Origin of the sequence: Flavobacterium lotistagni (genome assembly GCF_011392125.1) — a bacterium.
Lineage (GTDB): Bacteria > Bacteroidota > Bacteroidia > Flavobacteriales > Flavobacteriaceae > Flavobacterium > Flavobacterium lotistagni.
Genome location: NZ_JAAJBU010000009.1, coordinates 111,205 through 134,477, shown reverse-complemented (window position 1 = coordinate 134,477; position 23,273 = coordinate 111,205). Strand labels below are relative to the sequence as shown.

Below are 23,273 nucleotides of genomic sequence, written 5' to 3'. Positions count from 1 at the left end.
TGCTTGGGCGGTCATTAATTGTTGGTTTTAATCGTCAAAACCTGCCCTATTTGCAAGCCGTTTTTAAGCAGGGCTTGATTTTGGGATTTAATTTCATCTACTGTCACATTGTATTTTCTAGACAAGCTGTAAAGGGTTTCTTTAGGTTCTACCTTGTGACGAATCGTTTCAGAAGATGGCATCACATTATTTTCTGGAATCGACGCTGGTTTGGTTTGAGTCTTTGGCTCTGACTTTGGCTTTTCTGTTTTGGCTTTTTCAGGAGCCGATGCAACAGGCGGGTTATTGTTGACTTCCGTAGATTGCTCGATGTCGACAGTTTTAGAAGTTGGGATTTTCACCATCTGACCGATTTTCAAACCGTTTTGGGCTACTTCAGGATTATTGGTTTTGATTTCATCTACCGAAACATTGTACTGGCGAGCCAAACTAAATAAAGTCTCTTTCGCGAGTACTTTATGATTAATCTCTGTTTTTCGTTCTGTAATGACAATCTTTTTGATATCGTTTTTTGGCGTAACTGCCGGTGCTTCTGATTTTACTGGTTCTGAAACCTTTTCTTCAGGTTTATTACTTTCATTTTGGGTGACTACTTCATCTCTACTCTCTTTCTCTTTAGGAGATGCACCTTCTTTTCTCGGAACCGGAATTTTCAAAACCATGCCTTGACTGATTCCTTCTACGGCAAATTTGTTGAGTTTGTATATTTCTGCAGGATCAACCAAGTATTTTTTAGAAATCATTCGAACCGATTCTCCCAATTGTACGGGATGATCGATAATATCAACCTCTTGGTCTTTTTTTCTGGATTGCCCAAAACTGCTGCTCAAAATGCAGATGGTGAAGAATACCAGTATTATTTTTTTCATAGTTTTAGATAATTATTCCCATTCAATCGTTGCCGGCGGTTTCGAACTGATATCATACACCACCCGATTGACCCCTTTGACCTTATTAATGATTTCATTAGAGATTTTCATTAAAAAGTCGTATGGCAAATGCACCCAATCTGCAGTCATGCCATCAGTCGATTCAACAGCCCGAAGCGCCACTACTTTTTCGTAGGTTCGTTCATCTCCCATCACTCCTACACTATTGACTGGCAACAAAATAGCGCCTGCTTGCCAGACTTTATCATACAAACCAAACGACTTCAACCCTTCGATAAATAGGGCGTCAACCTCTTGCAATATACGAACTTTTTCCAAAGTTATATCACCGAGGATTCGAATTGATAAACCAGGCCCAGGAAACGGATGTCTTCCGAGCAATGAAGCGTCGATTCCTAAGGTGGCTCCTACACGGCGAACTTCGTCTTTAAACAGCATCCGCAAAGGCTCAACTATGCTGAGTTTCATATAATCGGGTAAACCACCCACATTGTGATGTGATTTAATCGTTGCCGATGGTCCTTTGACTGAAACCGATTCGATGACATCTGGATAAATCGTGCCTTGTGCCAACCATTTCACATCTTCAATTTGGTGCGCTTCATCATCAAAGACTTCAATAAAAACTCGACCGATAATTTTGCGTTTGGTTTCTGGATCGCTCACACCAGCTAGTTCGCTCAGGAAACGACCGGAAGCATCAACGCCTTTGACATTCAAGCCCATGTGCTTATATTGATCCAGTACATTCTCGAATTCATTCTTACGCAACAAGCCATTGTTTACGAAAATGCAATATAGGTTCTTACCAATGGCCTGATGTAGTAAAACTGCCGCAACGGTAGAATCAACACCGCCAGACAAACCAAGTACAACCTTGTCATTTTGCAGTTTTTCTTTCAGTTCAGCTACCATTTCATCTACAAAAGCATTCGGTGTGAAATTTTGCGGTACTTGTGCGATGTTGACCAAGAAATTCTCTAACATCTGTTTCCCGTCGGTGGAATGATACACTTCTGGATGAAATTGTATAGCATAAGTCTGCTCGCCCTCAATACGATAAGCGGCATTCTCTACATCATTCGTGCTAGCGAGTCGTACGCCATTTTCAGGCAAAGATTTAATCGTATCACTATGTGACATCCAAACCTGTGAATGCGCATTGACTTTTTCAAAAAATGGTTCGTTCACCTTTATATAGGACAAATTTGCGCGTCCATATTCCCGAATGTTCGACGGTGCTACTTCGCCACCACTGAAATGTGCTAAATATTGCGCGCCGTAACAAACTGCCAACAAAGGTAACTTGCCGCGAATCTGAGACAAATCAGGATGTGGCGCATCTTCAGAACGAACTGAAAACGGACTTCCGGAAAGAATGACCGCTTTGTAGTCGGATAAGTCGGTAGGAAAATGGTTGTAGGGAAAAATTTCGCAAAAAATGTTGAGTTCGCGAACCCGTCGGGCAATCAGTTGTGTGTATTGCGAGCCGAAATCTAAAATAAGTACGTTGTGTTGCATGGGCAAAAATACTTTTTAAATTTTAGACGCGAAATAGAAATTAAAAATTAATTTTGAAGAAATTCTTTATCATAAAAGTATGTTCAAAACATTAGTATTGGTAGGAATCGGCGGGGCTTTAGGAAGTGTATTGCGTTATTTAACCACGTTGACCGTCACTAAGTATTTCAGCACTATTTTTCCGTGGGCTACTTTCATTATCAATGTTTTAGGATGTTTGTTAATTGGTATAATCATGGGTTTGTTAGAAAAGAACCAACTCACGGATTCATCTGTAAAATGGTTGCTAGTGACCGGATTTTGCGGCGGCTACACTACCTTTTCTGCTTTTGGTTATGAGAATATATCGTTGCTGCAAAATGGAAATACAGCCTTAACATTTCTATATATCATTACCAGTGTGGTCATCGGGCTAATGGCTGTTTGGTTAGGACTATCCCTAGTTAAATAGCCACTAGCTACTATATATTTATCATCAAAAGCAATCAATCAGGCCTGTTTTTTTTATAGTTATAAGTCAGTTAAATTATTTTATTGCTGTGAAAAAAATGTAACTTCGCAGCCTATGAAACAAGAACAGTTAGAAGCCCTTGCACATTTGTTGGCTGCGCCTAAAAAAATAGCAATCATCCCGCACCGAAGCCCTGACGGTGACGCAATGGGCTCAACCATAGCGATGTATCATTTTCTAAAAAAAGGCAATCACTTACCAACTGTTATCGCTCCGAATGATTTCCCTGAATTTTTAGCATGGATGCCCGCCAGCGATAAAGTGCTCGTTTATGAAAACGACCGTGCCGAAACCAGTAAAGTGCTTCAAGAAGCCGAGTTGGTTTTTACTCTTGATTTCAATGCGTTGCACCGCACCGGCGAAATGGAAAAAGTACTCAGCCAACTTTCGGTTCCGTTTGTTATGATTGATCATCACGAGAAACCTGACAATTACGCAAAATACGTTTATTCCGACACTCGTTTTGGTTCGACCTGTGAGATGGTTTATAACTTTATTTCAATGTTGGGCCAAAAAGAAAAAATAGACCAAACCATCGCAACTTGCATATACACCGGAATTCTGACCGACAGCGGTTCGTTCCGTTTTCCGAAAACTACCGGAAATACGCATCGCATTGTAGCTGAATTGATTGACCTTGGAGTAAATAATTCAGAAATTCCCGCCTTGCTTTTTGACAACAACTCCTACCACAGTTTGCAATTATTGGGTCGCGCGCTAGAGAATATGGTAGTAATACCGGAGCACAACACGGCTTATACTTCGCTTTCACAAGCAGAGCTCGATACTTTCCATTATGTAAAAGGCGACACCGAAGGCATTGTGAATTACGGACTCAGCATTAAAGGAATTCGCTTCGCAGCAATTTTCATTGAGCATCGAGACGAAAACATTATCAAGATTTCATTCCGTTCGCAAGGTAGTTTCGATGTCAACCAATTCGCACGCGATCATTTCAACGGTGGCGGACATATCAATGCAGCCGGCGGAAAATCGAATTTGTCGCTTGCAGAAACCGTAGAAAAATTCAAAAAGTTAATCCCCGAAATACATCCTTAATCATGAAGAAGCTTGCTTTTTTACTACTGACAATCATCGCTTTGCAAGGCTGTTCCCAACAACAGGCCCGCAAACCGATTTCGCATTCTTCAGGCACATTTTTAAAAGAATCCGTAGACCGCAATAAAAAACTTATTTCAGGCGAAGAAGCCAAAATTGATTCCATCATCAAAAGTGAACCGAATGCAAAATATATTGCTTCACAAAAAGGTTATTGGTATCGTTACGACAAGAGAAATACTCTAGACACCTTGCGCCCGAAAAAAGGCGATGTAGCTCGTTTCAATTACGAAATCAAAGATCTTGACGGCAACGTCATCTATTCAGAACTTGAACTTCGCCCGCAAACATATCGCGTAGACAAAGAGCAAAAAATCATCATGGGTTTGCGTCACGGTATCAAACTCATGCACAAGAATGAAACAGTTACATTCCTTTTTCCATCGCACATGGCCTACGGCTATCACGGCGACGACCGCAGAATTGGTCACAACCAACCTATCATTTGCACCGTTACTTTAGCAGATTTTAATCCAGAAGAAAAAATACAAACTGAATAATCATTTAAAATCAAATGAAGAAAATTGTTATGGCCTTGCTGGCCGTTACTTTATTGAACTCTTGCAAAAACCAAAACAGCCATTTACCTGACGGGCTCTATGCTGAAATTGAAACCAACAAAGGAACTATAATTGTTTCACTTGATTACAAAAATGCGCCAATTACAGTTGCCAATTTTGTTAGTTTGGCCGAAGGAAAAAACAGTTGTGTAAATCATGATTTGAAAGGGAAACCATTTTATGACGGACTAAAATTTCACCGCGTGATTCCGAATTTCATGATCCAAGGCGGCGATCCGATGGGCGACGGAACTGGCGGCGCGGGTTATCTGTTCAAAGACGAAATTAACGATTGTCGATTTGACAAAGCAGGCGTGCTGGCCATGGCCAATTCCGGCCCAGGAACCAACAGCAGTCAATTTTTTATTACACATTTAGAAACACCTTGGCTTGAAGGACGGCACACGATTTTTGGGAAAGTAGTTGAAAACGGAATGGAAACCGTGAACAAAATCGAACCCAACGACGAAATTGTTAAAGTAACCATCATTCGCAACGGTGATACTGCTAAAAAATTTGACGCTGTGAAAGTTTTCAGCAATTACTTTTCCGAACAAACCGAATTACAGAAAAAGCAAGCACTGATTGATGCCGAAAACAAAAAGCTTTACGATCAAAAATATAAACCCATCAAAGACCAAAAAGTAGTTGAACTTGAAAGCCTGCGTAAAACGGCTAACAAAACCAGTTCGGGTTTGCAATATAAAATCATCCGTAAAGGCAACGGCAAAAAACCAACTCCTGGCAGTATGGTAAAAATCAATTATGCCGGATTTCTTGAAAATGGAGAATTGTTCGACACCTGCATTGAAAGCGTTGCCAAAACTTTTGGAAAATTAGATTTGCAACGGGCTGCTGCTAAACAATACTTACCGATTCCTTTCGAATATGGCAGAAAAGACGGCCTGATTCCGGGCTTCATTGAAGGCTTAGAAAAATTATCATTTGGAGATAAAGCAGTTTTATTTATACCTTCACCGCTGGCCTACGGAGCCCAAGGTGCTGGTGGTGTGATTCCGCCAAATGCTAACATCATTTTTGAAATCGAATTAATCGAAAAATAATAATCAATTATAAAACTATCTAACTAATGAAAATGAAATTCAAAGTAATCATTTTACTGTTTTTGGGAATAATGAGCACACAAGCCCAAAAAACCAAAAAACCGGTTGCAACCAAAAAACCAGTAGCCACAAATACAGCAAAAAAAGTAACACCTTCATCAAGCAAAGACGAAGGAATTTTTGTTGAATTCGAAACACCAAAAGGCAATATCATGGTGCGTTTAGAATACGAAAAAACGCCTATCACAGTAGCCAATTTTGTATCCTTGGCCGAAGGAAACAACTCCGTACTAACCGATGCAAAACTTAAAGGAAAACCTTATTATGATGGTTTGAAATTCCACCGAGTAATTAAAGATTTCATGATTCAAGGTGGTGATCCAGCAGGGAATGGTAGTGGCGGAACAGGTTACAGTTTCAAAGATGAAATCGTTCCGGAATTTGTTTTTGACAAAGCCGGTATTTTAGCAATGGCTAATTCTGGCCCTGCTACCAACAGCAGCCAATTTTTCATTACGCACAAAGATACGCCATGGTTAACCGGCAAGCACACTATTTTTGGTTATGTGGTTTCGGGGCAAAATGTAGTGGATGCTGTTGCCCAAGATGACGTAATGAAAAAAGTAACCATCATCCGTAAAGGTGCCAAAGCTAAAGCATTTGATGCCGTTAAGGTATTTGCAGATTACTACGCCAACAAAGCCGAAGACGATAAAAAACAAGCCGCTATTCAAGCCGAAGAAAGAGCCAAAAGAGAGGCAGCTGCGGCCGAGGCCAAAAAAGCCTACATGAAGCAATATGCTCCGGTAATGGCCGAAAAAGTAAAGTCGTTGGCCGAAATTAGAAAAGGCGCAACGAAAACACCAAGCGGATTAGAGTATAAAATCATCAAACAAGGCGCTGGAAAAAAACCTGCTGAAAAAGCTACAATTTTTATCCATTATGCTGGTTATCTTGAAGACGGTTCGTTGTTCGATAGTAGTTATGCCGATGTATCGCAAACCTACGGAAAGTACGATGCCAACCGCGCCAGTCAAGGCGGATACAGTCCATTCCCTTTTGAATGGGGCAAGAAAGACGGTTTGATTCCTGGGTTTATTGAAGGTCTAGAGAAATTGTCGTTTGGCGATAAAGCGGTTGTCTTTATTCCGTCGGCTTTAGGTTATGGAGAACGCGGTGCCGGAAGCGTCATTCCACCGAATTCAAATATCATTTTCGAAATTGAATTACTGGAAACCAAAGACCAAGGCGCACCAGCCGCAGCGGCAACTTCAAAACAATAGTGAAACCAATACCTATAAAAAACCACGATTTCTAAAATAGATTTCGTGGTTTTTTTATGCTTAGAATTTCCAATCGAATTCGTCTTGGTTTTTGACTACAGCGCCAATTTCGACTTTGGTAATCTGGTCAAACTCTGATTGAAGAATGAGCCAATGGTCTTCGTTGAAGTAATTTTCGGTTAAATCAAACTCTTCTTTTTCCCAAGATTTGAATCCTTTTTTATCGAGCTCTTTCTGAAGGTCGGCCACTTTTCTGCCAAGCACTTTTTGTTCAAATAAAGTCGATTCAGGATTAGAAATAATGATATAACCCAAACGGAAATCTTCATCCTCATAAAAAGTCAAACGCATTTTTTGGTGGTTGTACACATAGATGATATTCTGATCGTCATCTTCAAACTGTTTGTTGGGTTGACCGTAAATGTTTTTTACATCGGCTTGTTTCATCCCGAAAAGTAATGGTCCGGCTCCAAATTTGGGTTTGATTTGCATGCTGTTTACAATTAAAGTTTAAGTTTTTGTTCTAATTTGGGTTTCACTTCGTTGAACCATTCCGATTTTAAAATACTCAGGACGATACTATCGCGACGCACCTCACTCAGATACGTTGGCATATGACTTCGGAGCACGCCATCAACTTTACAGCCCAAACTTAGCATGGCGGCCTTGCTCCTTTGGTTGGCGTTATCTGCTCTAAACTCGATTCGCTCCATTTGCAACTGCTCAAAAGCGTAAGTTAACAACAAATATTTGCAATGCTTATTGAGTCCGGTGCCTTGGAAATCTTTTCCGTACCAAGTATAACCCAACTGCATGGTTTTGAACGGGAAATTGATATCGTAAAAACGAGTACTTCCGGCATAACGCTGCTGCATTTTATCGAATACAATAAACGGAAACTCCGATAACTTCTCGCGGGCAGCCAAAGCAGTTTCAATATATAGTTGTAGGTTCTCTTTTCCCGAAGCCGGCATTAGCGAATACTTCCAGATTTCAGGCTCATGCTCAGAAAAAGGTAACAAGTGCTCAAAATCAGTGGCTAACAATGGTCGTAATAAAACGGCGTGGTTTTCAAGAATTAGGTTCGGGTCAATCATCAATCCAGCTTAATAAAATGACAGTCAAAGTTCGGGAAGTTTTTCCAACAAAAGGCTACTATCTCGTACAATCATTGTCGAAATATTGCACTTGATGGAAGTTTTCGAACGTTCAACGAGAATTTTAGGAAAATTACCCCAGGCTACCGAAAATTGCATAACTGTTTAAGAATGAGTTTTTTAATTTAAAACATCACAGAAATGCGGTTTTTATTGACCCTGATTGGTATCGGCTGGTTTGTTACGGCAACTGCAGGAAGTATTACCACTAGCCGCATTATTGCAGTTTCCGACAGCATTCTTACGGCGAAAGTAGGCGAACATTTAATGCCTTATTTCGAGATTTCTGATACCGGAACCCACTACAAATATTGGGTAACCGATAAAAAAATCAATACAGAACAGTTCCTATCCAAAAAAAGAATTACGAAAAACATTGCCGAGATTTGGGTGATGTACCATTTCAATTACACTAAAATCGACGGAATTCGCTCCGGCATTTGGATTAAACTGGACGCCAATCTTCAACTTTTAGAGGAACCGAATCTGAGCGCAGTGCCGGAATTTCTCATTCAAGACAGCCCGATGAATTTTATTTCCAAGAATGCTGCCCGCGAGATGGCAATTAAAGCGTTTAGCCAAAAAGGCGATGAAATCACCGAGCCGCAACTGCAATATTTAAAGAAAAACGGAAAATACGTTTACACGGTCGCCAATAAAATTCACGCCGCCAACAAAAAAGTGACGGAAATGGAAATCGTGGAACTCGACGTGTACACCGGAAAATTACTAAGTCGTTACGACAGCTACAACGGTTTAATAGAAAAATAACTATTTGATACTGTCTATCTCGACCATTTCGTTGGTATCGGCGTTATAATCTACACCGTCAAAACCGAATCCGAACAAATTTAAAAAGTCTTGTTTATAGCCGGCCAAATCACCTAAAGTAGGCAAGGTTTCCGTGGTAGCTTCTGCCCATAATTTAGACACTTGGTCTTGCACGTCTTGGCGCATTTCCCAATCGTCAATACGGATACGGCCTTGCGCATCAGTTGGGACTTCGTTTCCGGTATACAATCGTTGACTAAACAATCGCTCAATTTGCTCGATGCATCCTTCATGGATTCCTTCTGCTTTCATGATTTTATACAACAGAGAAATATACAATGGAATCACCGGAATAGCAGAACTGGCTTGAGTGACCAGCGCCTTATTTACTGAAACATAAGCCTTTCCTGAGATTGACTTAAGTTTGTCTGTAATTTTGAATGCAGTCGCTTCTAGATCGTCTTTGGCCCGACCAATGGTTCCTTTTCTGTAAACCGCTTCAGTCACGGCCGGCCCAATGTAGGAATAGGCAATTGTCGTAGCGCCATCGGCTAAAACTCCGGCGTCTTTCATCGCATCAATCCACATCGACCAATCTTCGCCGCCCATAACCACTATCGTGTTTTTGATGTCTTCTTCATTAGCCGGCTCAATGGAAACTTGGCTCACATTTCCGGTATGGAAATCCACGGTTTTATTCGAAAACGTATTGCCGATCGGCTTGAGTACGGAACGATGCAAAACACCTGTTTCCGGATGCATTCGCACTGGAGAAGCCAAACTGTAAATCACTAAATCGACTTGGCCTAAATCTGCTTTGATCATGTCGATGGTTTGCTGTTTCACTTCTTTAGAGAACGCGTCGCCATTAATACTTTTAGCATATAAACCAGCCTTGTGTGCTTCTCGTTCAAAAGCCGCAGAATTGTACCAACCCGGAGAAGCCGTTTTTCCTTCAGTAGCAGGCTTTTCGAAAAAGACACCGATAGTTGAAGCTCCAGAACCAAAAGCGCTTGTAATTCTTGAAGCCAGTCCAAAACCAGTAGAAGCACCGATAACCAAAACACGTTTCGCACCGGCAATTTCTCCTTTAGACTTGACGTATTGGATTTGATTTTTAACGTTTTGCTCGCAGCCGGTTGGGTGTGCCGTCAAACAAATAAAGCCTCGCATTCTTGGTTCTATAATCATACTAGTTGGGTGTTTCTATGGATAATTGATGATGTTTTTTTGCTTAAAAGTCGAACAAATATAGGGCAAAATAATTAGTTCAGCAATGCTCTAGCGTGATTTAAAGCCGACTCGGAAACCTGCGCGCCTGAAAGCATTTGGGCAATCTCCTCTACCCTTTCAGCCTCAGTCAATTGCTTGAGTTCACTGAGCGTATCACCGCCTTGAACGGATTTATACACCTTGAAATGAATATCGCCTTTGGCTGCAATCTGCGGCAAATGGGTAATGGCAAATACCTGCATATTTCGGCTCATACTTTTCATAATCTCGGCCATTTTACTGGCGATTTCACCCGATACTCCGGTGTCAATTTCGTCGAAAATAATCGTGGGCAGCTTTGAGTATTGCGCTAAAATTGCTTTGGTTGCCAACATGATTCTAGACAATTCTCCACCAGAAGCTACTTTTTTGAGCAATCCGAAATCACTTCCTAGGTTGGCTGCAAACCAAAACTCCATTTCAGATTTTCCGTTGTTCAGGTATTGGTTCACTGGTGTAAACTCAATTTTAAATCGAACGTTCGGCATTCCTAATTGTGCCAAGATTTCGGTCCATTGTTGGGTTAAGTTTGGTACTGCTTTGACTCTGTTGTCTTGGATTTTCAATGCCAATTCGTCTAGTTCTACTACTAAATCTTTTAAAACATTTTCGATTGCTTGTATGCTACTTTCAATCTGAGAAATGCCATCCACTTGTTGCTCCAGTTCATTTTGAATTTCCAAAAGTTCAGAAACAGAATTAACTTGGTGCTTTTTCTGTAAAGTGTATAACGATTGCAATTGCTGCTGAATCAACTCCAGTTTCGTCGGATCGTAAATTAAACCTTCTGAAAACTTTTCCAACTCTCGATTGATGTCGTGCATTTCGATAGCCGTGCTGTTGATGCGCTCAAAAATAGATTGGTAATTTTCACCGAAACCGGCAATTTTTTGCAAACTGCTTTTAATTTCGTTTAGCAAATGAACCACGCCATATTGTTCGTCAGTAGCCACACTGAGTGCTTTGTGCAAGTTCTCTTTAATGAATTCAACGTTGTTCAATTGCTCGAATTCTGCTTCTAAGGCTGCTTGATCGAGATGGGCCAACGAAATGGTTTGAAGCTCATTCAATAAAAATGTGTTGTAGTCTTGTTCTTTTAATGATTGCTGCAATTGGATCTTCAAATCTTCCAATTTACCAAGCTGATGCTTGTATTGCTTGAGGATTTTTTGATAGGAACCGACTAACAAATTATTATCAGCCACGGCGTCGATAATCTGAAATTGAAACTGGTTCTCAGACAATTCACGGGTTTGATGCTGAGAATGTACGTCGATTAGAAACTCGCTCAAGTCTTGCAGTTCTTGCAAATTAACAGGCGTATCGTTGACAAATGCACGCGATTTTCCGGAAGGTAATATCTCGCGTCTTAAAATGGTGATGGGCTCGTAATCTAGGTCGTTGGTTTCAAAAAAGGGCTCTAGTCTATAGGCAGCTAAATCGAATTGGGCTTCGATGACGCACTTTTCTTCTTTGTTTTTGAGCGATGAAAGGTCGGCTCGTTTTCCAAGAACCAAACCCAAAGCGCCCAGCAATATTGACTTTCCGGCTCCGGTTTCTCCGGTAATAATCGAAAATCCACCCGAAAAATCGACTGACATTTTCTCAATCAGCGCGAAATTTTGGATGGAAAGCGATTGTATCATAAAAAATGAAGCAATTGAACAGGGCCGCTTAGAGTTTTATTTCGGTCCATTTACTGGAATTCATTGGCGATATTGCAAAGAGTTTGTCGAGCAGTGTTGCGTTATCTACCGTTGGGCCGCCGGTAAAAATTGAAACGATTTCGTCTGACTTGGCGTCAAAAAACACTCGGGTCAAAAAGGAATTGGGCTTGTTGGCTTCCATATAAGACAATTGCGTAATGGCATAGATGATTTTTTCCTTCGCTGTTTTCTGGTCTTTGTGCATTAGATCCATGCCTTCATAATGGTAAAAATAAAGCGCATCACGGTACTGACTGTACATATTTGAAAGCAAGTTATTCACCAAAAAGTAGCGGTTCTGGTTGCTATCACCCTGACTCCAACCTGCGTAACCACTTGACTGCGCCACGGTTGCAATTTCCTGAGCAACTTCATAATAAGGAATACCGCCGTCTTGTTTGAAAGTGTCTGCATCTAAGCCGATAATGATCATACTGTAAAAAGCGATCACCGATACTAAATTAGAATCAAAGGTTGCTGGATTATAATTTAAATTTTGGAACTCCGTGTAGTTGAAATTAAAATCCTTGTCATTGTAATTGAAAACCGGCGAAGAATAGGTAGAATTGTAAACCGGTCTTGAAGATTCTACTTGAATAGATGCCTTAAACTGATTTCCCGCAAACTCGTTGATATTGATAAACATCGAGCAGTTGATTCGCTCATTGGCATTGACTTTCTGCGTAGTCCAGTTGGTTTTATTGACAAAATCTGCCAAAGCCCGTTCTAGTGTTTTAAAAACTTGCAAATTATTGCCCGCCACCTGTTCTGCATTGACTTTTACCGTGCAATTCAGCTCTTGTGCTTGAGCAGTTCCGAAGAGAAACACTGTGAGAATGGTTAGAATTTTATGCATGATAATACCCAATTATTTTGTTAATGATATCGGCGGCAACAGCCTCTTTTGATTTCAGTTCCATATTTTCGATGCGACCTTCACTATCGATTAAGGTAACCTTATTGGTCGGATGTCCAAAACCAGCACCAGCATCTTGCAACGAATTTAAAACAATCAAATCTAAGTTTTTTTTCTTGATTTTCAACTTCGCGTTCTCAATTTCATTTTCGGTTTCTAAAGCAAAACCAATCAAATACTGTTGTTTTTTTATTTCACCCAAAGAGGCCAAAATGTCTTTCGTCTTTTCAAGGGTAATGGTGAATTGCGCCTCGCTCTTTTTTATCTTCTGATTGGCTACTTGACTCGGACGATAATCGGCCACAGCTGCGGCACAAATAGCAACGTCGGCATCTGGAAAATATTGGTGCGCAGCCTGATACATCTCTTCGGCACTAACTACACGAATAATTGCAACAGCTTGATTTTTGAGGGTCAAATGACTCGGTCCGGAAATCAAAGTCACTTCGGCTCCAAGTTTGGCAGCACATTCAGCGATATCAAAACCCATTTTCCCAGTAGAATGATTGCCTATAAAGCGAACCGGATCGATGGCTTCATAAGTTGGGCCCGCAGTCACAAGGATCTTTTTTCCTTTAAGCGGTAACTTACTTTCAAGATCGGCTTCGAGAAAAGCAACGATGTTTTCAGGTTCTGCCATTCTACCTTCACCTGATAAACCGCTGGCAAGCTCGCCACTTTCTGCCGGAATCATCGTATTGCCAAATTGATGCAAAGCATTGAAACTGGCCAATGTTGACGGATGCTTGTACATATCCAAATCCATGGCTGGAGCAAAGTAAACTGGGCATTTGGCGGAAAGATAAGTGGCCACTAAGAGGTTGTCGCAATTGCCGTTGGCCATTTTAGAAAGCGTGTTGGCCGTGGCCGGAGCAATGAGCATCAAATCGGCCCAGAGCGCCAATTCGACGTGGTTGTTCCATTGGGCGTTTTCCTGATCGTGGTCGTAAAACCCGGAATGCACCGGATTTTTAGACAACGTCGATAAGGTAAGCGGAGTAATAAAATCCTTCGAAGCCGGCGTCATGACCACTTGGACACGGGCGCCGGCTTTGATAAAAAGTCTAACCAAATGGGCCGTTTTGTAAGCGGCTATTCCTGCGGAAATACCGAGCAATATTTTTTTACCGCTTAAAACAGACATCTTACTTTATTTAGAGTTACTCTCTGTTCTGAAATAGATTTTGCTGTCGAGCCATTCTTGAACCGCTAAAGCATGTGGCTTAGGCAATTTCTCATAGAATTTAGAAACCTCGATTTGCTCTTTGTTCTCAAAAACTTCCTCTAGGCTGTCATTGTAGGTAGCAAACTCTTCGAGCTTTTCAGTCAATTCTTTTTTGATTTCAGAATTGATTTGGTTGGCTCTTTTCGCCATGATGGTGATGGCCTCATACACATTGCCGGTCGGTTCCTCTATAAGGCTTTTGTTATAGGTGATGGTGTTTACCGGTGCAGTCGTCTTTTTTAAATCCATGATTTATTTATTTGAGTATTGTTGTAAATCTTTATCAATTCTTGCCAACATATCATCGGCTTTTTCTTTGTAACTGGTATCTGCCTTGAACTTCATCAAATTTGTGTAGGCGATTTTAGCATTGTGAAGTCGTTCTTCCATTTTTGCCGGAATACTATTGATGGCCAGTTTGTAGGCAGAATCCAATCGGTAATACAATGCCGCTTCTTTGTATTTGGTTCCGGGATATTCGCTAATGAAATTATCAAGTGCCACTAACGCAGCTTTGTGATCTGAAATGGTGTTGTATTGCTTAGCGATTTCGTAATATTTCTTTTCTAATTTATCAGTCAACCCTTTTAGCGTAGCATTGGCCTCTGGCAAATAAACTGAATTAGGGTAAGTATCGATAAACGTTTGTAGTTTATCTATGGCTTTTACGGTATCGATTTGATCCAAACTGTATGGTGGAGAAAGCATTGAATAGGATTTGCCTTCAAGGTAAGCAGCTTCTTCTAATTTCTCGCTTTTCGGATAACTCGACACAAAACTCTCGAATTGATAACCCGCTAAATAATATTGCTCGGTTTTAAAATAAGACTGAGCGAACATGTAGAACATTTTTTCTGATTGTGGTTTTCCGCGGAAAGCCGGTGCCATTTGCTCGAAAAGACGAATTGCTTTGTTGTACTTTTTGGCTTCGTATTTCTTTTCCGCTTCGGCGTATTTGACCGCAACATCATCTGACTTCAAGGCTTTCTGATAAGGACTGCATGAGGCCAGCAAAACAGTTACCAATAAAAAGTATAAAAATTTGTTCATTATTTTCGGGCGGTCTTCTTGATTTACAGGGCAATGCCTGCTTTGAAAACGAACTGCAAATTTAGTTATTAATTACACACTACAAAATATTTTTTCGGGCTTATAAAACCTCAATGAATAAGAGTTCATTGCTCAAGATTTTTCATAGCTTTTTCAATTCTCTGAGCTAGCGAAGCATCGGTATTTACTAGTGGCAAACGCACAGTATTTTCACACAAACCCAGGCTTTTAAATACTTCTTTGATACCAGCTGGATTGCCTTGCTCAAAAATCATATCAATCAAATCGGCCACTTTGTAATGCAACTGGTATGCTTGGTCCACTTTCCGTTGTAAACCCAAACGAATCATATCGGAAAATATTTGGGGCAAACCTTCACCAATCACGGAAATAACACCGCTTCCGCCTGCTAAAACCATCGGCAAAGCAATCATGTCATCGCCTGAAATCACTAAGAAATCTTTGGGTTTGTTTTGGATGAGTTGCATGGCTTGAACCATATCTCCAGCGGCTTCTTTAATCGCTACTATGTTCTTGAAATCTTGCGCCAAACGAATGACAGTAGCCGGTTGCATATTGCTTCCGGTTCTACCTGGAACATTGTATAAAATCACCGGAATCGGAGAAGCTTCAGCAATGGCTTTAAAATGTTGATAAATGCCTTCTTGTGTAGGTTTATTGTAGTAAGGAGAAACCGAAAGAATCGCAGTAAAAGCAGACAAATCCTTGGTTTTGAGTTCCTCAATAACATTTGCGGTATTGTTGCCGCCAACGCCAAGCACTAAAGGCAATCTGTTATTATTGGCTTCAACAACGGTTTGTATGACCAAGTTTTTCTCTGCTTCTGATAAGGTAACATTCTCGGCTGTGGTGCCCAAAACTACTAAATATTCGATACCGTTATCAATTTGGAAATCGACGATTCGCTTCAAAGCTTCAACATCTACTGAAAAATCTTTTTTGAAAGGTGTAATCAGGGCTACTCCAGTTCCTACTAATGCTTGCATACTATATTTTGTTTAATATTCTTAAATATTTGAAGAGTTCGCCGATGAAAACCTTATAATTTTCAGCGTTGGTGTTGATCATGAAATGGTTCAGCTTTTTGTCGATGGAAGCGAAACCTACTTTGAAATGAGCCTTAGACTGGTTCGATACCAATAACAAAGCTGCTTTTTCCGTATCGTAATAATTAATGAGCAAATCGAACTTTTGCGAAGTAAAATCTTTGACTTCCGATTTGTTGAAAGTAGCCGTCCAACTTAAATCTTTGTGCGAGAAAACCGGATAATCAAAATGTTCATTCTTTTTAATTTTATCTTTAAAAACCAACACTTTGATATTGTTCTCTTCGATGCCTTTCCCGATGAGTTCTTGCACTAAGGCCTCTCTTTCGTGAAAATAGCTTTCGTCAAAAATAATCCCAACGGTAGCTATTGCGGATTGCGAAGGGGTATGTTTTACATTAGACAGACTTTTCTTTACGGTTTTTTGTGTAAAAAAATTCTTCAAATAATTTAAAAACATACTACTTTTACTAGGATTACAAATTTACTTAAATAAGTTTCTATTTCGGATGGTAAAACTAAAAAACTATAACGTTTCGGTATCTTATTTTGTTTTATTCTTAACATTTCTAGCGACGGTTTCCTGTAAGCAGCAAAAACTGTTTGTGAGCCGCATTGAAGGAAAGGAAATCGGAATTGTTAAAGAGCAACCGCAAGACACTACCATTGAAGCTTTTATTAAACCCTACCGCGACCATATTGATCAGGATTTGAGTGCAGTTTTGGCGACAGCTCCACAAACGCTGGACAAGAACGGACAATGGCAAACCACTATGGGTAATTTATTTTCTGATGCAGTCATGCTCAAAGGAAATCCGATATTCCTCTCACGCGAGAAAAAGTCAATGGATATTGTTTTGTTGAACTTTGGCGGCATAAGGTCGATTATTCCACAAGGTGATGTCACGGCAAGAACTGCTTATGAAATCATGCCTTTCGAGAATAGTTTGGTGGTGATTGCGCTCAAAGGCGAACAGATTATAGAAATGCTTGATTATATCATTACCGAAAAAAAAGCGCACCCTATTAGCGGATTGACTTTCACCATCGGGAAAGACAACAAACCCAAAGACATTCTGATTCAAGGCAAGCCGTTTTTGCCCAGCCAGATTTATTATGTAGGCACAAATGATTACCTTGCTAATGGCGGCGACAATATGAACTTTTTCAAGAAAGGTATTTATAAGTTTGACCTTGAGTATAAGTTGCGCAACATTTTAATCGACTATTTCAAAGATGTTGATGTGGTGCCCATCATTAGTGATATTAGGATTAATGTTGAAAAGTAGACCACAGCCCTAGCCCGGATTGAAGCGACATCCTTTTGCGGCGCGCAGCAGAGCAAAAGATATAGCGGAAAGCCGGAACAGCTTCTAAAAAAACAAAGAATGAAAAGACGGGAATTTATTGAAAAAACGGCAGCCACCACGGCACTTGTAGGCTTGGGCTTATCGATGAGCAGTTTTAAAAGCGCGAGCAAACACTTGACGATTTTGCATACCAATGATGTGCACAGTTATATTGACCCGTTTCCGCCGACGCATCCGAAGAATCCGAGCATGGGCGGCGTGGCCAGACGGGCGGCTTTAATTGAAAGTATTCGTAAGGAAAATCCGAACGTACTGCTCTTGGACGCGGGCGATATTTTTCAGGGAACGCCTTACTTTAATTATTATGGTGGCGAGCTAGAATTCAAACTGATGAGCCTGATGAAATATGATTTGGCGACGATGGGCAACCACGATTTTGACAATGGTATCGACGGTTTTCACGCCCAATTGCCGCATGCAAAGTTTGATTTTGTTTCATCGAATTATGACTTCAGAAATACTGTATTGAATGGTTTGGTTCTGCCTTACAAAATTTTCAATAAAGACGGAATCAAGGTGGGTATTTTCGGTTTGGGCATTGCACTGGAAGGATTGGTGGATAAGAAAAACTACAAGGAAACGATTTATAACGATCCGGTGGGCGTGGCCCAAGATATGGCTCGGTTACTCAAACATGAACAAAAATGCGACTTGGTCATTTGTCTTTCGCATATCGGTTACCAATATAAAAATGAGCCGGATAAAATTTGTGATGTGAAATTGGCTGCGCTGACGCAAGACATTGATTTGATTATTGGCGGACATACGCATACTTTCTTAGACAAACCTACGGTACTGAAAAACGCCGTTGGTCAAGATGTTTTGGTCAATCAAGTGGGTTGCTATGGCGTGAATCTGGGTCGTGTGGATTTTTACTTCGAAAGCGATAAAGAAAAATTGGCTCAAGGCAAATCGATTGTGGTTTGATCTTCATCGGCTTCGATAACGAATAAGTAAAACGCGTAATGCGCCAAGGCAAAAACTACTGCCGATAGTGGTTTGAAAACTTCATTGGGAAAATAAAAATTCTCGGTCATAAAAATAATTACCAGAAACGTAAACAACAAGGTGCTGATAATGAGCCATGAATTCTTTTTGTTGTCGTTCATGACGTAACTCGCCAGCCCCATTCCGCTGAAAATAGATATAATCAAATCGTTAATAATCGTTGGATAAAAGCTCGGGTTTGAAGGGCTTACCATAACATAAATCAAGTAAGAGAAAATAAACAGAAAAGGTACCGTAGCCAAGGTTAACGGAAGCCAATCTATTGGATCGCCTTTTTTGAGAACGGTAATAATGGTGGCGATTCGGTAAAACAAGAATGCTATGATGCCGTAAAGCAACAACTTAGAATCGGTAAACAGGAAGAAAACATTTGAAAAAAAGGCGAACACCAGCGACACCAAATACCAAAGGCAATTTTTTTTGGTACTCAACAGATACAAAATCGCGAGTAAAGGCATTAGCAACGGTTTGCAGACCAGAAGAATATTGGTGATTTTAAAATATTCGGCCACGCAAAGCACCAATGCCAAAGCGAAGTACGAAAAGGTTAAGGCCGTAATTTTAGTTTCACGGTTCATCGCTTGCTTGATTTACTTAATGAGTATCAGTTTCAGCGGCGGTTACATATTTGTAAAAAGTGTAAAATGCGAATATATTAAGCACAATTTCAATCGGTTTGTAGATCATTAAATCAAGGTTCGAAGTGAAATAATGCTCGATGAGTATAATAAAATAATAGCCTACAAAAAGCAAAGTGCTAATGAGCAGCCAAGAATGCTTGCGGTTGTCGTTTTTAAAATAATTCACCGCAGAAACGCCGCCGAGCAATGAAATCAGAATGGTGATAAGTATCAATAGATTGAACTCGTATTCTGGAATTTCGGTTGTGGCAGATATTAGGTAGAAGAAAATGACCAAAAACGGGAACGAAGCCACTATGATGTGCAAATAATTTTTATTGACTGTTAACTTTAAGATCAAAGCTAAAGTGACCATTCGCAGCAATATAAAAACAACAATCCACCAAAGAAAGAACAATCTGCCGTCACAATAACAAAATAAATTGCTTAACAGCAGTAAAATCATTGTCAAATAAAACAGTATTTCCTTTTTCGATTCATGATTCAAATAAAGAAACAAGAGCAAAATTGGCGATACAATCCTGAGGGCAGTTGTGGCTGTAAAAAAATCAAAAAGCTCAGTTAGAATCTGCACAAAAGCCAATCCGAAATAAGCAATATTCAGTGCACTAGAAATTTTAGCTCGGTTCTCGCTTTTGGTTGCTGACATAAGAGTTATAGAATTGGCAAAGCCTAGCTTTCGATTTTGTTGATAATCTGATAGCGTCTTTTCTTTTTTTCCTCAATGAGTACGAAAAGATACAATAAATATTGTGCAAAGATATAAAGCAACATCGCAATAGGTCGGAAAATATTATAATCTGTGTAAAACATTTTTAAAACCAATACAAATTGAATGACCGTGAAAAGCATGGTACTAATTAGCAGATAAGTATTTGATGTATTCGATTTGATGATATAATTTCCCAGACACAAACTTCCAAAAAAGATCATGAACAAACCTTGAACGATAAACAAAAAAAAGCGATAGCCCAATTCGTTATAAGAAAGATTGGCCACAAAAAGGTAAATGAACAAAAAAGGTAAAGCTCCGATAACCATGGGAATATACCCCGGAAACTTAATGGTTTTGAGCACCAAATAAATGATCAGACTTCGATACACTAGAAAGAAAAGCGTACCGATGGTAAAGCACAAAACTGAGTTGGAAATAAATAAAATATTGGCAATCCAGACAAATAGCAGGCTCAAGATAAAAACCTTATTTCTGCTTTTAGATGACAACCAATAAATACCTATTAGAATCGGCATGAGCAAAGGTTTGGAAACCATTATAAAAAAGTTGTCTTTGAAAAGTTCTGCAATAACTTCTACAAATCCGATAAAAAAATAGAAAGCGACGAGGGGTTTTAGCAATTTATTAGACTTAAAACTCAAGTACTTGTTCTTCATAATTTAATTCGATGCAGCTTAAGGACGCCTAAATTTAAACTAAAATTTGAATAATCCTATTAATATGAGCCTAAGGGCCGCTAATTTTCCTTGAAACAAAGTATTTTACGACAAAAAAGTACGATGTCAATTGTAACGCAAACTCAAAATAATTTAAGAACTGAATTTCAAATAGAAAGTGAAACAACATGTAAAAAACATCTGAAACGATACTCGAAATAAGATACATCAAGAGATAAAACGTAAAAGTGGCTGCTTTACAATAATAGTTGTAAGCCCCAATTGTTCCGAGCAATCCTAAGGCAATACCATAAACAATGACTGGAATTATAAGTTCCGGATTGGTATCGGAGAACATCTGAACTAGCTCATACAACACATACATCAAAAAACCGAAAATAAGCGATACAATCAACAAACCTGAAGCATTAAACTTGATTCTTTGTAAATCTTGCCCCACAAAACCTAGCATGATTAAGTACGAAATAAAATACGGAATCATGATAATCAACGTTTGATTGGGGAAATCGAGCAGCACAATTGAATCGCCTATAAAGTTCAACAATAAAACCGACACAAACAGCCAATTTATCTTAGCAGTTTTGGTAGAAAGATAATAATAAAGGATTGCTGGAATCACTGCAGGCTTCACAAGCAAAATCATCAAATCATTGTCGATAATGGTTGCGATTACGGCTAGTAAACTGCAAAAAACATAAAGCCCAAGTGCGATTTGTCTAGTTTTGAGTTTCATTGAGCATGGAGATGAAATCGTTCTCGGTAATGATCGGAATCTTGAGTTGGTTGGCTTTTTCAAGTTTGGCCGGGCCCATATTATCGCCGGCAATCACATAATCGGTTTTGGCAGAAATCGAACTGCCTACTTTTCCGCCGTTGTCTTCTATGGCTTCTTTTAACCCATCGCGAGAAAAAACCGTAAAAACACCTGAAACCACAAAGGTTTTTCCTGCAAGTTTCTGAGTAGCATTCGGGTTGACTTTTTCGACGATTTCAAACTGTACACCGTATTGTTTTAATCGATTGACGATGATTTGATTTTCTGTATTCTCGAAGAATTCTATCACGGAGTTGGCAATCCTATCCCCGATTTCATCTACTAGAATCAAATCCATCAAACTGGCATTTTGCAGGGCATCAATATTTTTGTAATGGCGCGCTAGTTTTTTGGCCACCGTTTCTCCAACATAACGGATTCCCAAAGCGTAAAGCACATTTTCAAATGGAATCTCTTTAGATTTTTCAATGCCATTGACGAGATTTTCAGCCGATTTCTGGGCCATTCTTTCCAATGGCAGAACTTGCTCCACGGTCAACTCGTAAAGATCCGCGTAGTTGTGAACCAAGCCGTTGTTGTAAAGCAAGCCAACAGTTTCGCCGCCCAAACCTTCTATATCCATAGCTTTCCGTGAAATATAATGCTGGATCCGGCCAATAATCTGCGGCGGACAACCATAGAAGTTCGGGCAATAGTGGTTCGCCTCACCTTCGTTGCGCACCAATTCGGTTTGACATTCCGGACAATGCGTGATGTATTGCGTAGGCTTAGTACTTTCTGGGCGTTGTGAGAAATCGACAGCAATAATTTTCGGGATGATTTCCCCGCCTTTTTCTACAAAAACAGTATCGCCAATGCGAATGTCCAGTTTCTCGATCTGGTCGGCATTGTGCAAAGACGCGCGCTTGACTACTGTTCCGGCCAATTGTACAGGTTTCAAATTGGCTACAGGCGTAATCGCTCCGGTGCGCCCGACTTGATAGGAAATAGAGTTTAAAATTGTAGAGACTTGTTCCGACTTAAACTTATAAGCAATCGCCCAACGCGGAGATTTGGCAGTGTAACCTAATTCTTCCTGATATTGGATGGAATTTACTTTGATGACCACGCCGTCAGTTTCGTAAGGTAAGTCGTGGCGGTGCGTGTCCCAATAGTCGATGAATTCAAAAACTTCATGTAGGTTCTGAGCCAGTTGTGCTTGTGGTGGCGCTTTGAAACCCCAATCCCGAGCACTTTGCAGCCCTTCAAATTGCGTTTGAAACGGAAGGTTGTTGCCTACAATTGAATACAACAAACAATCTAGCGGACGTTTGGCTACTTCCGAACTGTCTTGCAATTTCAAACTTCCTGATGCAGTGTTTCGTGGATTGGCGTATGGTGTTTCGCCTATTTCAATCAAATCTTGGTTCATCTTCTCAAAACCTACCAAAGGCAAAATGATTTCACCGCGGATGTCGAATTTTTTTGGATAATTATTTCCTTTCAGATGCAACGGAATCGAACGAATGGTTTTGATGTTGGTTGTTACATCGTCGCCTTGGAATCCATCGCCTCTGGTCACCGCGCGTTTGAGTTTTCCATTCTCGTAGGTAATACTGATGGAAGCGCCGTCGTATTTTAATTCGCAGGTGTAAGTAATCGCAACGTTGCCGAGTACTTTCTGAATACGGTTTTCCCAATCGGTCAAATCTTCTTTGGAATAGGAATTATCGAGCGAATACATACGGAAATCATGCACGACCGTCTGGAAATTTTTAGTCACTGCTCCTCCTACTCGTTGCGTCGGCGAATTCTCATCGAAATATTCAGGATGTTGATTTTCTAACTCCTGGAGTTGTTTGAGTTTCTGATCGAATTCAAAATCAGATATGGTAGGCGCATCGAGTACGTAATAGTTGTGGTTGTGAAGGTTGAGCTCTTCGCGAAGGTTTTGGATGGTTTGCAAAATATCCAT

General features: G+C 40.2%; 25 protein-coding genes. 8 read left to right on the top strand and 17 right to left on the bottom strand.

Annotated features, from left to right (window positions below):
• Nucleotides 1-14: 14 nt before the first annotated feature.
• Entirely contained in the window at nucleotides 15-869 is an 855-nt protein-coding gene (locus G4D82_RS11095) for a LysM peptidoglycan-binding domain-containing protein (protein WP_166337355.1), read from the bottom strand.
• 12 nt (nucleotides 870-881) lie between these two features.
• Complete coding sequence (gene guaA, locus G4D82_RS11090) at nucleotides 882-2,411, bottom strand: glutamine-hydrolyzing GMP synthase (protein ID WP_166337354.1); 1,530 nt, start codon at nucleotides 2,409-2,411, stop codon at nucleotides 882-884.
• Between the two features lie 79 nt (nucleotides 2,412-2,490).
• Between guaA and crcB the strand changes: the two genes are divergently transcribed.
• The 5 genes from crcB to G4D82_RS11065 all read left to right on the top strand — a co-directional run bounded on the left by crcB (nucleotide 2,491) and on the right by G4D82_RS11065 (nucleotide 6,948).
• Nucleotides 2,491-2,862, top strand: coding sequence for a fluoride efflux transporter CrcB (gene crcB / locus G4D82_RS11085; RefSeq protein WP_166337353.1), 372 nt, complete (start codon nucleotides 2,491-2,493; stop codon nucleotides 2,860-2,862).
• Nucleotides 2,863-2,976: 114 nt separating this feature from the next.
• Nucleotides 2,977-3,981 (top strand): DHH family phosphoesterase, encoded by a 1,005-nt coding sequence (locus tag G4D82_RS11080; protein ID WP_166337352.1) that lies wholly within the window; start codon nucleotides 2,977-2,979, stop codon nucleotides 3,979-3,981.
• A 2-nt stretch (nucleotides 3,982-3,983) separates the two neighbouring features.
• On the top strand, nucleotides 3,984-4,541 hold the full coding sequence (gene gldI / locus G4D82_RS11075; protein ID WP_166337351.1) for a gliding motility-associated peptidyl-prolyl isomerase GldI: 558 nt from the start codon (nucleotides 3,984-3,986) through the stop codon (nucleotides 4,539-4,541).
• A gap of 14 nt (nucleotides 4,542-4,555) precedes the next feature.
• The gene (locus tag G4D82_RS11070; RefSeq protein WP_166337350.1) at nucleotides 4,556-5,665 is read left to right on the top strand and encodes a peptidylprolyl isomerase; all 1,110 of its coding nucleotides are present in this window, start codon (nucleotides 4,556-4,558) and stop codon (nucleotides 5,663-5,665) included.
• Nucleotides 5,666-5,697: 32 nt separating this feature from the next.
• Nucleotides 5,698-6,948 (top strand): peptidylprolyl isomerase, encoded by a 1,251-nt coding sequence (locus G4D82_RS11065; RefSeq protein WP_166337349.1) that lies wholly within the window; start codon nucleotides 5,698-5,700, stop codon nucleotides 6,946-6,948.
• 60 nt (nucleotides 6,949-7,008) lie between these two features.
• Here G4D82_RS11065 and G4D82_RS11060 read toward each other — a convergent pair whose 3' ends face one another.
• Together G4D82_RS11060 and G4D82_RS11055 are read right to left on the bottom strand one after the other, a co-directional pair.
• Nucleotides 7,009-7,440 (bottom strand): hypothetical protein, encoded by a 432-nt coding sequence (locus G4D82_RS11060; protein ID WP_166337348.1) that lies wholly within the window; start codon nucleotides 7,438-7,440, stop codon nucleotides 7,009-7,011.
• Between the two features lie 11 nt (nucleotides 7,441-7,451).
• Complete coding sequence (locus tag G4D82_RS11055; RefSeq protein WP_166337347.1) at nucleotides 7,452-8,045, bottom strand: GNAT family N-acetyltransferase; 594 nt, start codon at nucleotides 8,043-8,045, stop codon at nucleotides 7,452-7,454.
• 201 nt (nucleotides 8,046-8,246) lie between these two features.
• Here G4D82_RS11055 and G4D82_RS11050 point away from each other — a divergent pair, with 201 nt between their 5' ends.
• Nucleotides 8,247-8,876, top strand: a complete 630-nt coding sequence (locus G4D82_RS11050; RefSeq protein WP_166337346.1) for a PepSY domain-containing protein — start codon at nucleotides 8,247-8,249, stop codon at nucleotides 8,874-8,876.
• Here the strand turns inward: G4D82_RS11050 and fabV are convergent, their stop codons facing one another.
• From fabV to G4D82_RS11010, 8 genes are all read right to left on the bottom strand, one after another.
• Nucleotides 8,877-10,067, bottom strand: a complete 1,191-nt coding sequence (fabV, locus tag G4D82_RS11045; RefSeq protein ID WP_166337345.1) for an enoyl-ACP reductase FabV — start codon at nucleotides 10,065-10,067, stop codon at nucleotides 8,877-8,879.
• A gap of 74 nt (nucleotides 10,068-10,141) precedes the next feature.
• Nucleotides 10,142-11,794, bottom strand: coding sequence for a DNA repair protein RecN (gene recN / locus G4D82_RS11040; RefSeq protein WP_166337344.1), 1,653 nt, complete (start codon nucleotides 11,792-11,794; stop codon nucleotides 10,142-10,144).
• A 28-nt stretch (nucleotides 11,795-11,822) separates the two neighbouring features.
• Complete coding sequence (gene porD / locus G4D82_RS11035; RefSeq protein WP_166337343.1) at nucleotides 11,823-12,710, bottom strand: type IX secretion system protein PorD; 888 nt, start codon at nucleotides 12,708-12,710, stop codon at nucleotides 11,823-11,825.
• Nucleotides 12,703-13,914, bottom strand: a complete 1,212-nt coding sequence (coaBC, locus tag G4D82_RS11030; protein ID WP_166337342.1) for a bifunctional phosphopantothenoylcysteine decarboxylase/phosphopantothenate--cysteine ligase CoaBC — start codon at nucleotides 13,912-13,914, stop codon at nucleotides 12,703-12,705. The genes porD and coaBC overlap by 8 nt, the downstream gene beginning before the upstream one ends.
• 6 nt (nucleotides 13,915-13,920) lie before the next feature.
• Nucleotides 13,921-14,244, bottom strand: coding sequence for a DNA-directed RNA polymerase subunit omega (locus G4D82_RS11025; protein ID WP_166337341.1), 324 nt, complete (start codon nucleotides 14,242-14,244; stop codon nucleotides 13,921-13,923).
• Nucleotides 14,245-14,247: 3 nt separating this feature from the next.
• Entirely contained in the window at nucleotides 14,248-15,045 is a 798-nt protein-coding gene (locus G4D82_RS11020; protein WP_166337340.1) for an outer membrane protein assembly factor BamD, read from the bottom strand.
• Between the two features lie 125 nt (nucleotides 15,046-15,170).
• On the bottom strand, nucleotides 15,171-16,052 hold the full coding sequence (gene dapA, locus G4D82_RS11015; RefSeq protein ID WP_166337339.1) for a 4-hydroxy-tetrahydrodipicolinate synthase: 882 nt from the start codon (nucleotides 16,050-16,052) through the stop codon (nucleotides 15,171-15,173).
• 1 nt (nucleotide 16,053) lies between these two features.
• The gene (locus G4D82_RS11010) at nucleotides 16,054-16,557 is read right to left on the bottom strand and encodes a DUF6913 domain-containing protein (RefSeq protein WP_235924337.1); all 504 of its coding nucleotides are present in this window, start codon (nucleotides 16,555-16,557) and stop codon (nucleotides 16,054-16,056) included.
• A 64-nt stretch (nucleotides 16,558-16,621) separates the two neighbouring features.
• On the opposite strand from G4D82_RS11010, the gene G4D82_RS11005 reads away from it, so the two are divergent.
• Together G4D82_RS11005 and G4D82_RS11000 are read left to right on the top strand one after the other, a co-directional pair.
• Nucleotides 16,622-17,401, top strand: coding sequence for a 5'-nucleotidase C-terminal domain-containing protein (locus G4D82_RS11005; RefSeq protein ID WP_166337337.1), 780 nt, complete (start codon nucleotides 16,622-16,624; stop codon nucleotides 17,399-17,401).
• Between the two features lie 99 nt (nucleotides 17,402-17,500).
• Nucleotides 17,501-18,409 carry a bifunctional metallophosphatase/5'-nucleotidase gene (locus tag G4D82_RS11000; protein WP_166337336.1) on the top strand — a complete coding sequence of 303 codons (909 nt, stop codon included), beginning with the start codon at nucleotides 17,501-17,503 and terminating at the stop codon, nucleotides 18,407-18,409.
• Here the strand turns inward: G4D82_RS11000 and G4D82_RS10995 are convergent.
• The 5 genes from G4D82_RS10995 to ligA all read right to left on the bottom strand — a co-directional run bounded on the left by G4D82_RS10995 (nucleotide 18,385) and on the right by ligA (nucleotide 23,273).
• Nucleotides 18,385-19,068: a lysoplasmalogenase family protein gene (locus tag G4D82_RS10995; RefSeq protein ID WP_166337335.1), complete on the bottom strand. Its 684-nt coding sequence runs from the start codon at nucleotides 19,066-19,068 to the stop codon at nucleotides 18,385-18,387. The genes G4D82_RS11000 and G4D82_RS10995 overlap by 25 nt on opposite strands.
• A 16-nt stretch (nucleotides 19,069-19,084) precedes the next feature.
• The gene (locus tag G4D82_RS10990) at nucleotides 19,085-19,780 is read right to left on the bottom strand and encodes a hypothetical protein (RefSeq protein ID WP_166337334.1); all 696 of its coding nucleotides are present in this window, start codon (nucleotides 19,778-19,780) and stop codon (nucleotides 19,085-19,087) included.
• A 23-nt stretch (nucleotides 19,781-19,803) separates the two neighbouring features.
• Nucleotides 19,804-20,523 carry a lysoplasmalogenase family protein gene (locus G4D82_RS10985; RefSeq protein WP_166337333.1) on the bottom strand — a complete coding sequence of 240 codons (720 nt, stop codon included), beginning with the start codon at nucleotides 20,521-20,523 and terminating at the stop codon, nucleotides 19,804-19,806.
• A 70-nt stretch (nucleotides 20,524-20,593) separates the two neighbouring features.
• Nucleotides 20,594-21,277, bottom strand: a complete 684-nt coding sequence (locus tag G4D82_RS10980; RefSeq protein WP_166337332.1) for a hypothetical protein — start codon at nucleotides 21,275-21,277, stop codon at nucleotides 20,594-20,596.
• Nucleotides 21,261-23,273 (bottom strand): NAD-dependent DNA ligase LigA, encoded by a 2,013-nt coding sequence (gene ligA / locus G4D82_RS10975; RefSeq protein ID WP_166337331.1) that lies wholly within the window; start codon nucleotides 23,271-23,273, stop codon nucleotides 21,261-21,263. The genes G4D82_RS10980 and ligA overlap by 17 nt, the downstream gene beginning before the upstream one ends.

Excerpts from the sequence above, each read along its gene's own strand:
- G4D82_RS11095 (WP_166337355.1), bottom strand. The coding sequence starts at position 869 with ATGAAAAAAATAATACTGGTATTCTTCACCATCTGCATTTTGAGCAGC.
- guaA (WP_166337354.1), bottom strand. The coding sequence starts at position 2,411 with ATGCAACACAACGTACTTATTTTAGATTTCGGCTCGCAATACACACAA.
- crcB (WP_166337353.1), top strand. The coding sequence starts at position 2,491 with ATGTTCAAAACATTAGTATTGGTAGGAATCGGCGGGGCTTTAGGAAGT.
- G4D82_RS11080 (WP_166337352.1), top strand. The coding sequence starts at position 2,977 with ATGAAACAAGAACAGTTAGAAGCCCTTGCACATTTGTTGGCTGCGCCT.
- gldI (WP_166337351.1), top strand. The coding sequence starts at position 3,984 with ATGAAGAAGCTTGCTTTTTTACTACTGACAATCATCGCTTTGCAAGGC.
- G4D82_RS11070 (WP_166337350.1), top strand. The coding sequence starts at position 4,556 with ATGAAGAAAATTGTTATGGCCTTGCTGGCCGTTACTTTATTGAACTCT.
- G4D82_RS11065 (WP_166337349.1), top strand. The coding sequence starts at position 5,698 with ATGAAATTCAAAGTAATCATTTTACTGTTTTTGGGAATAATGAGCACA.
- G4D82_RS11060 (WP_166337348.1), bottom strand. The coding sequence starts at position 7,440 with ATGCAAATCAAACCCAAATTTGGAGCCGGACCATTACTTTTCGGGATG.
- G4D82_RS11055 (WP_166337347.1), bottom strand. The coding sequence starts at position 8,045 with ATGATTGACCCGAACCTAATTCTTGAAAACCACGCCGTTTTATTACGA.
- G4D82_RS11050 (WP_166337346.1), top strand. The coding sequence starts at position 8,247 with ATGCGGTTTTTATTGACCCTGATTGGTATCGGCTGGTTTGTTACGGCA.
- fabV (WP_166337345.1), bottom strand. The coding sequence starts at position 10,067 with ATGATTATAGAACCAAGAATGCGAGGCTTTATTTGTTTGACGGCACAC.
- recN (WP_166337344.1), bottom strand. The coding sequence starts at position 11,794 with ATGATACAATCGCTTTCCATCCAAAATTTCGCGCTGATTGAGAAAATG.
- porD (WP_166337343.1), bottom strand. The coding sequence starts at position 12,710 with ATGCATAAAATTCTAACCATTCTCACAGTGTTTCTCTTCGGAACTGCT.
- coaBC (WP_166337342.1), bottom strand. The coding sequence starts at position 13,914 with ATGTCTGTTTTAAGCGGTAAAAAAATATTGCTCGGTATTTCCGCAGGA.
- G4D82_RS11025 (WP_166337341.1), bottom strand. The coding sequence starts at position 14,244 with ATGGATTTAAAAAAGACGACTGCACCGGTAAACACCATCACCTATAAC.
- G4D82_RS11020 (WP_166337340.1), bottom strand. The coding sequence starts at position 15,045 with ATGAACAAATTTTTATACTTTTTATTGGTAACTGTTTTGCTGGCCTCA.
- dapA (WP_166337339.1), bottom strand. The coding sequence starts at position 16,052 with ATGCAAGCATTAGTAGGAACTGGAGTAGCCCTGATTACACCTTTCAAA.
- G4D82_RS11005 (WP_166337337.1), top strand. The coding sequence starts at position 16,622 with ATGGTAAAACTAAAAAACTATAACGTTTCGGTATCTTATTTTGTTTTA.
- G4D82_RS11000 (WP_166337336.1), top strand. The coding sequence starts at position 17,501 with ATGAAAAGACGGGAATTTATTGAAAAAACGGCAGCCACCACGGCACTT.
- G4D82_RS10995 (WP_166337335.1), bottom strand. The coding sequence starts at position 19,068 with ATGAACCGTGAAACTAAAATTACGGCCTTAACCTTTTCGTACTTCGCT.
- G4D82_RS10990 (WP_166337334.1), bottom strand. The coding sequence starts at position 19,780 with ATGTCAGCAACCAAAAGCGAGAACCGAGCTAAAATTTCTAGTGCACTG.
- G4D82_RS10985 (WP_166337333.1), bottom strand. The coding sequence starts at position 20,523 with ATGAAGAACAAGTACTTGAGTTTTAAGTCTAATAAATTGCTAAAACCC.
- G4D82_RS10980 (WP_166337332.1), bottom strand. The coding sequence starts at position 21,277 with ATGAAACTCAAAACTAGACAAATCGCACTTGGGCTTTATGTTTTTTGC.
- ligA (WP_166337331.1), bottom strand. The coding sequence starts at position 23,273 with ATGGATATTTTGCAAACCATCCAAAACCTTCGCGAAGAGCTCAACCTT.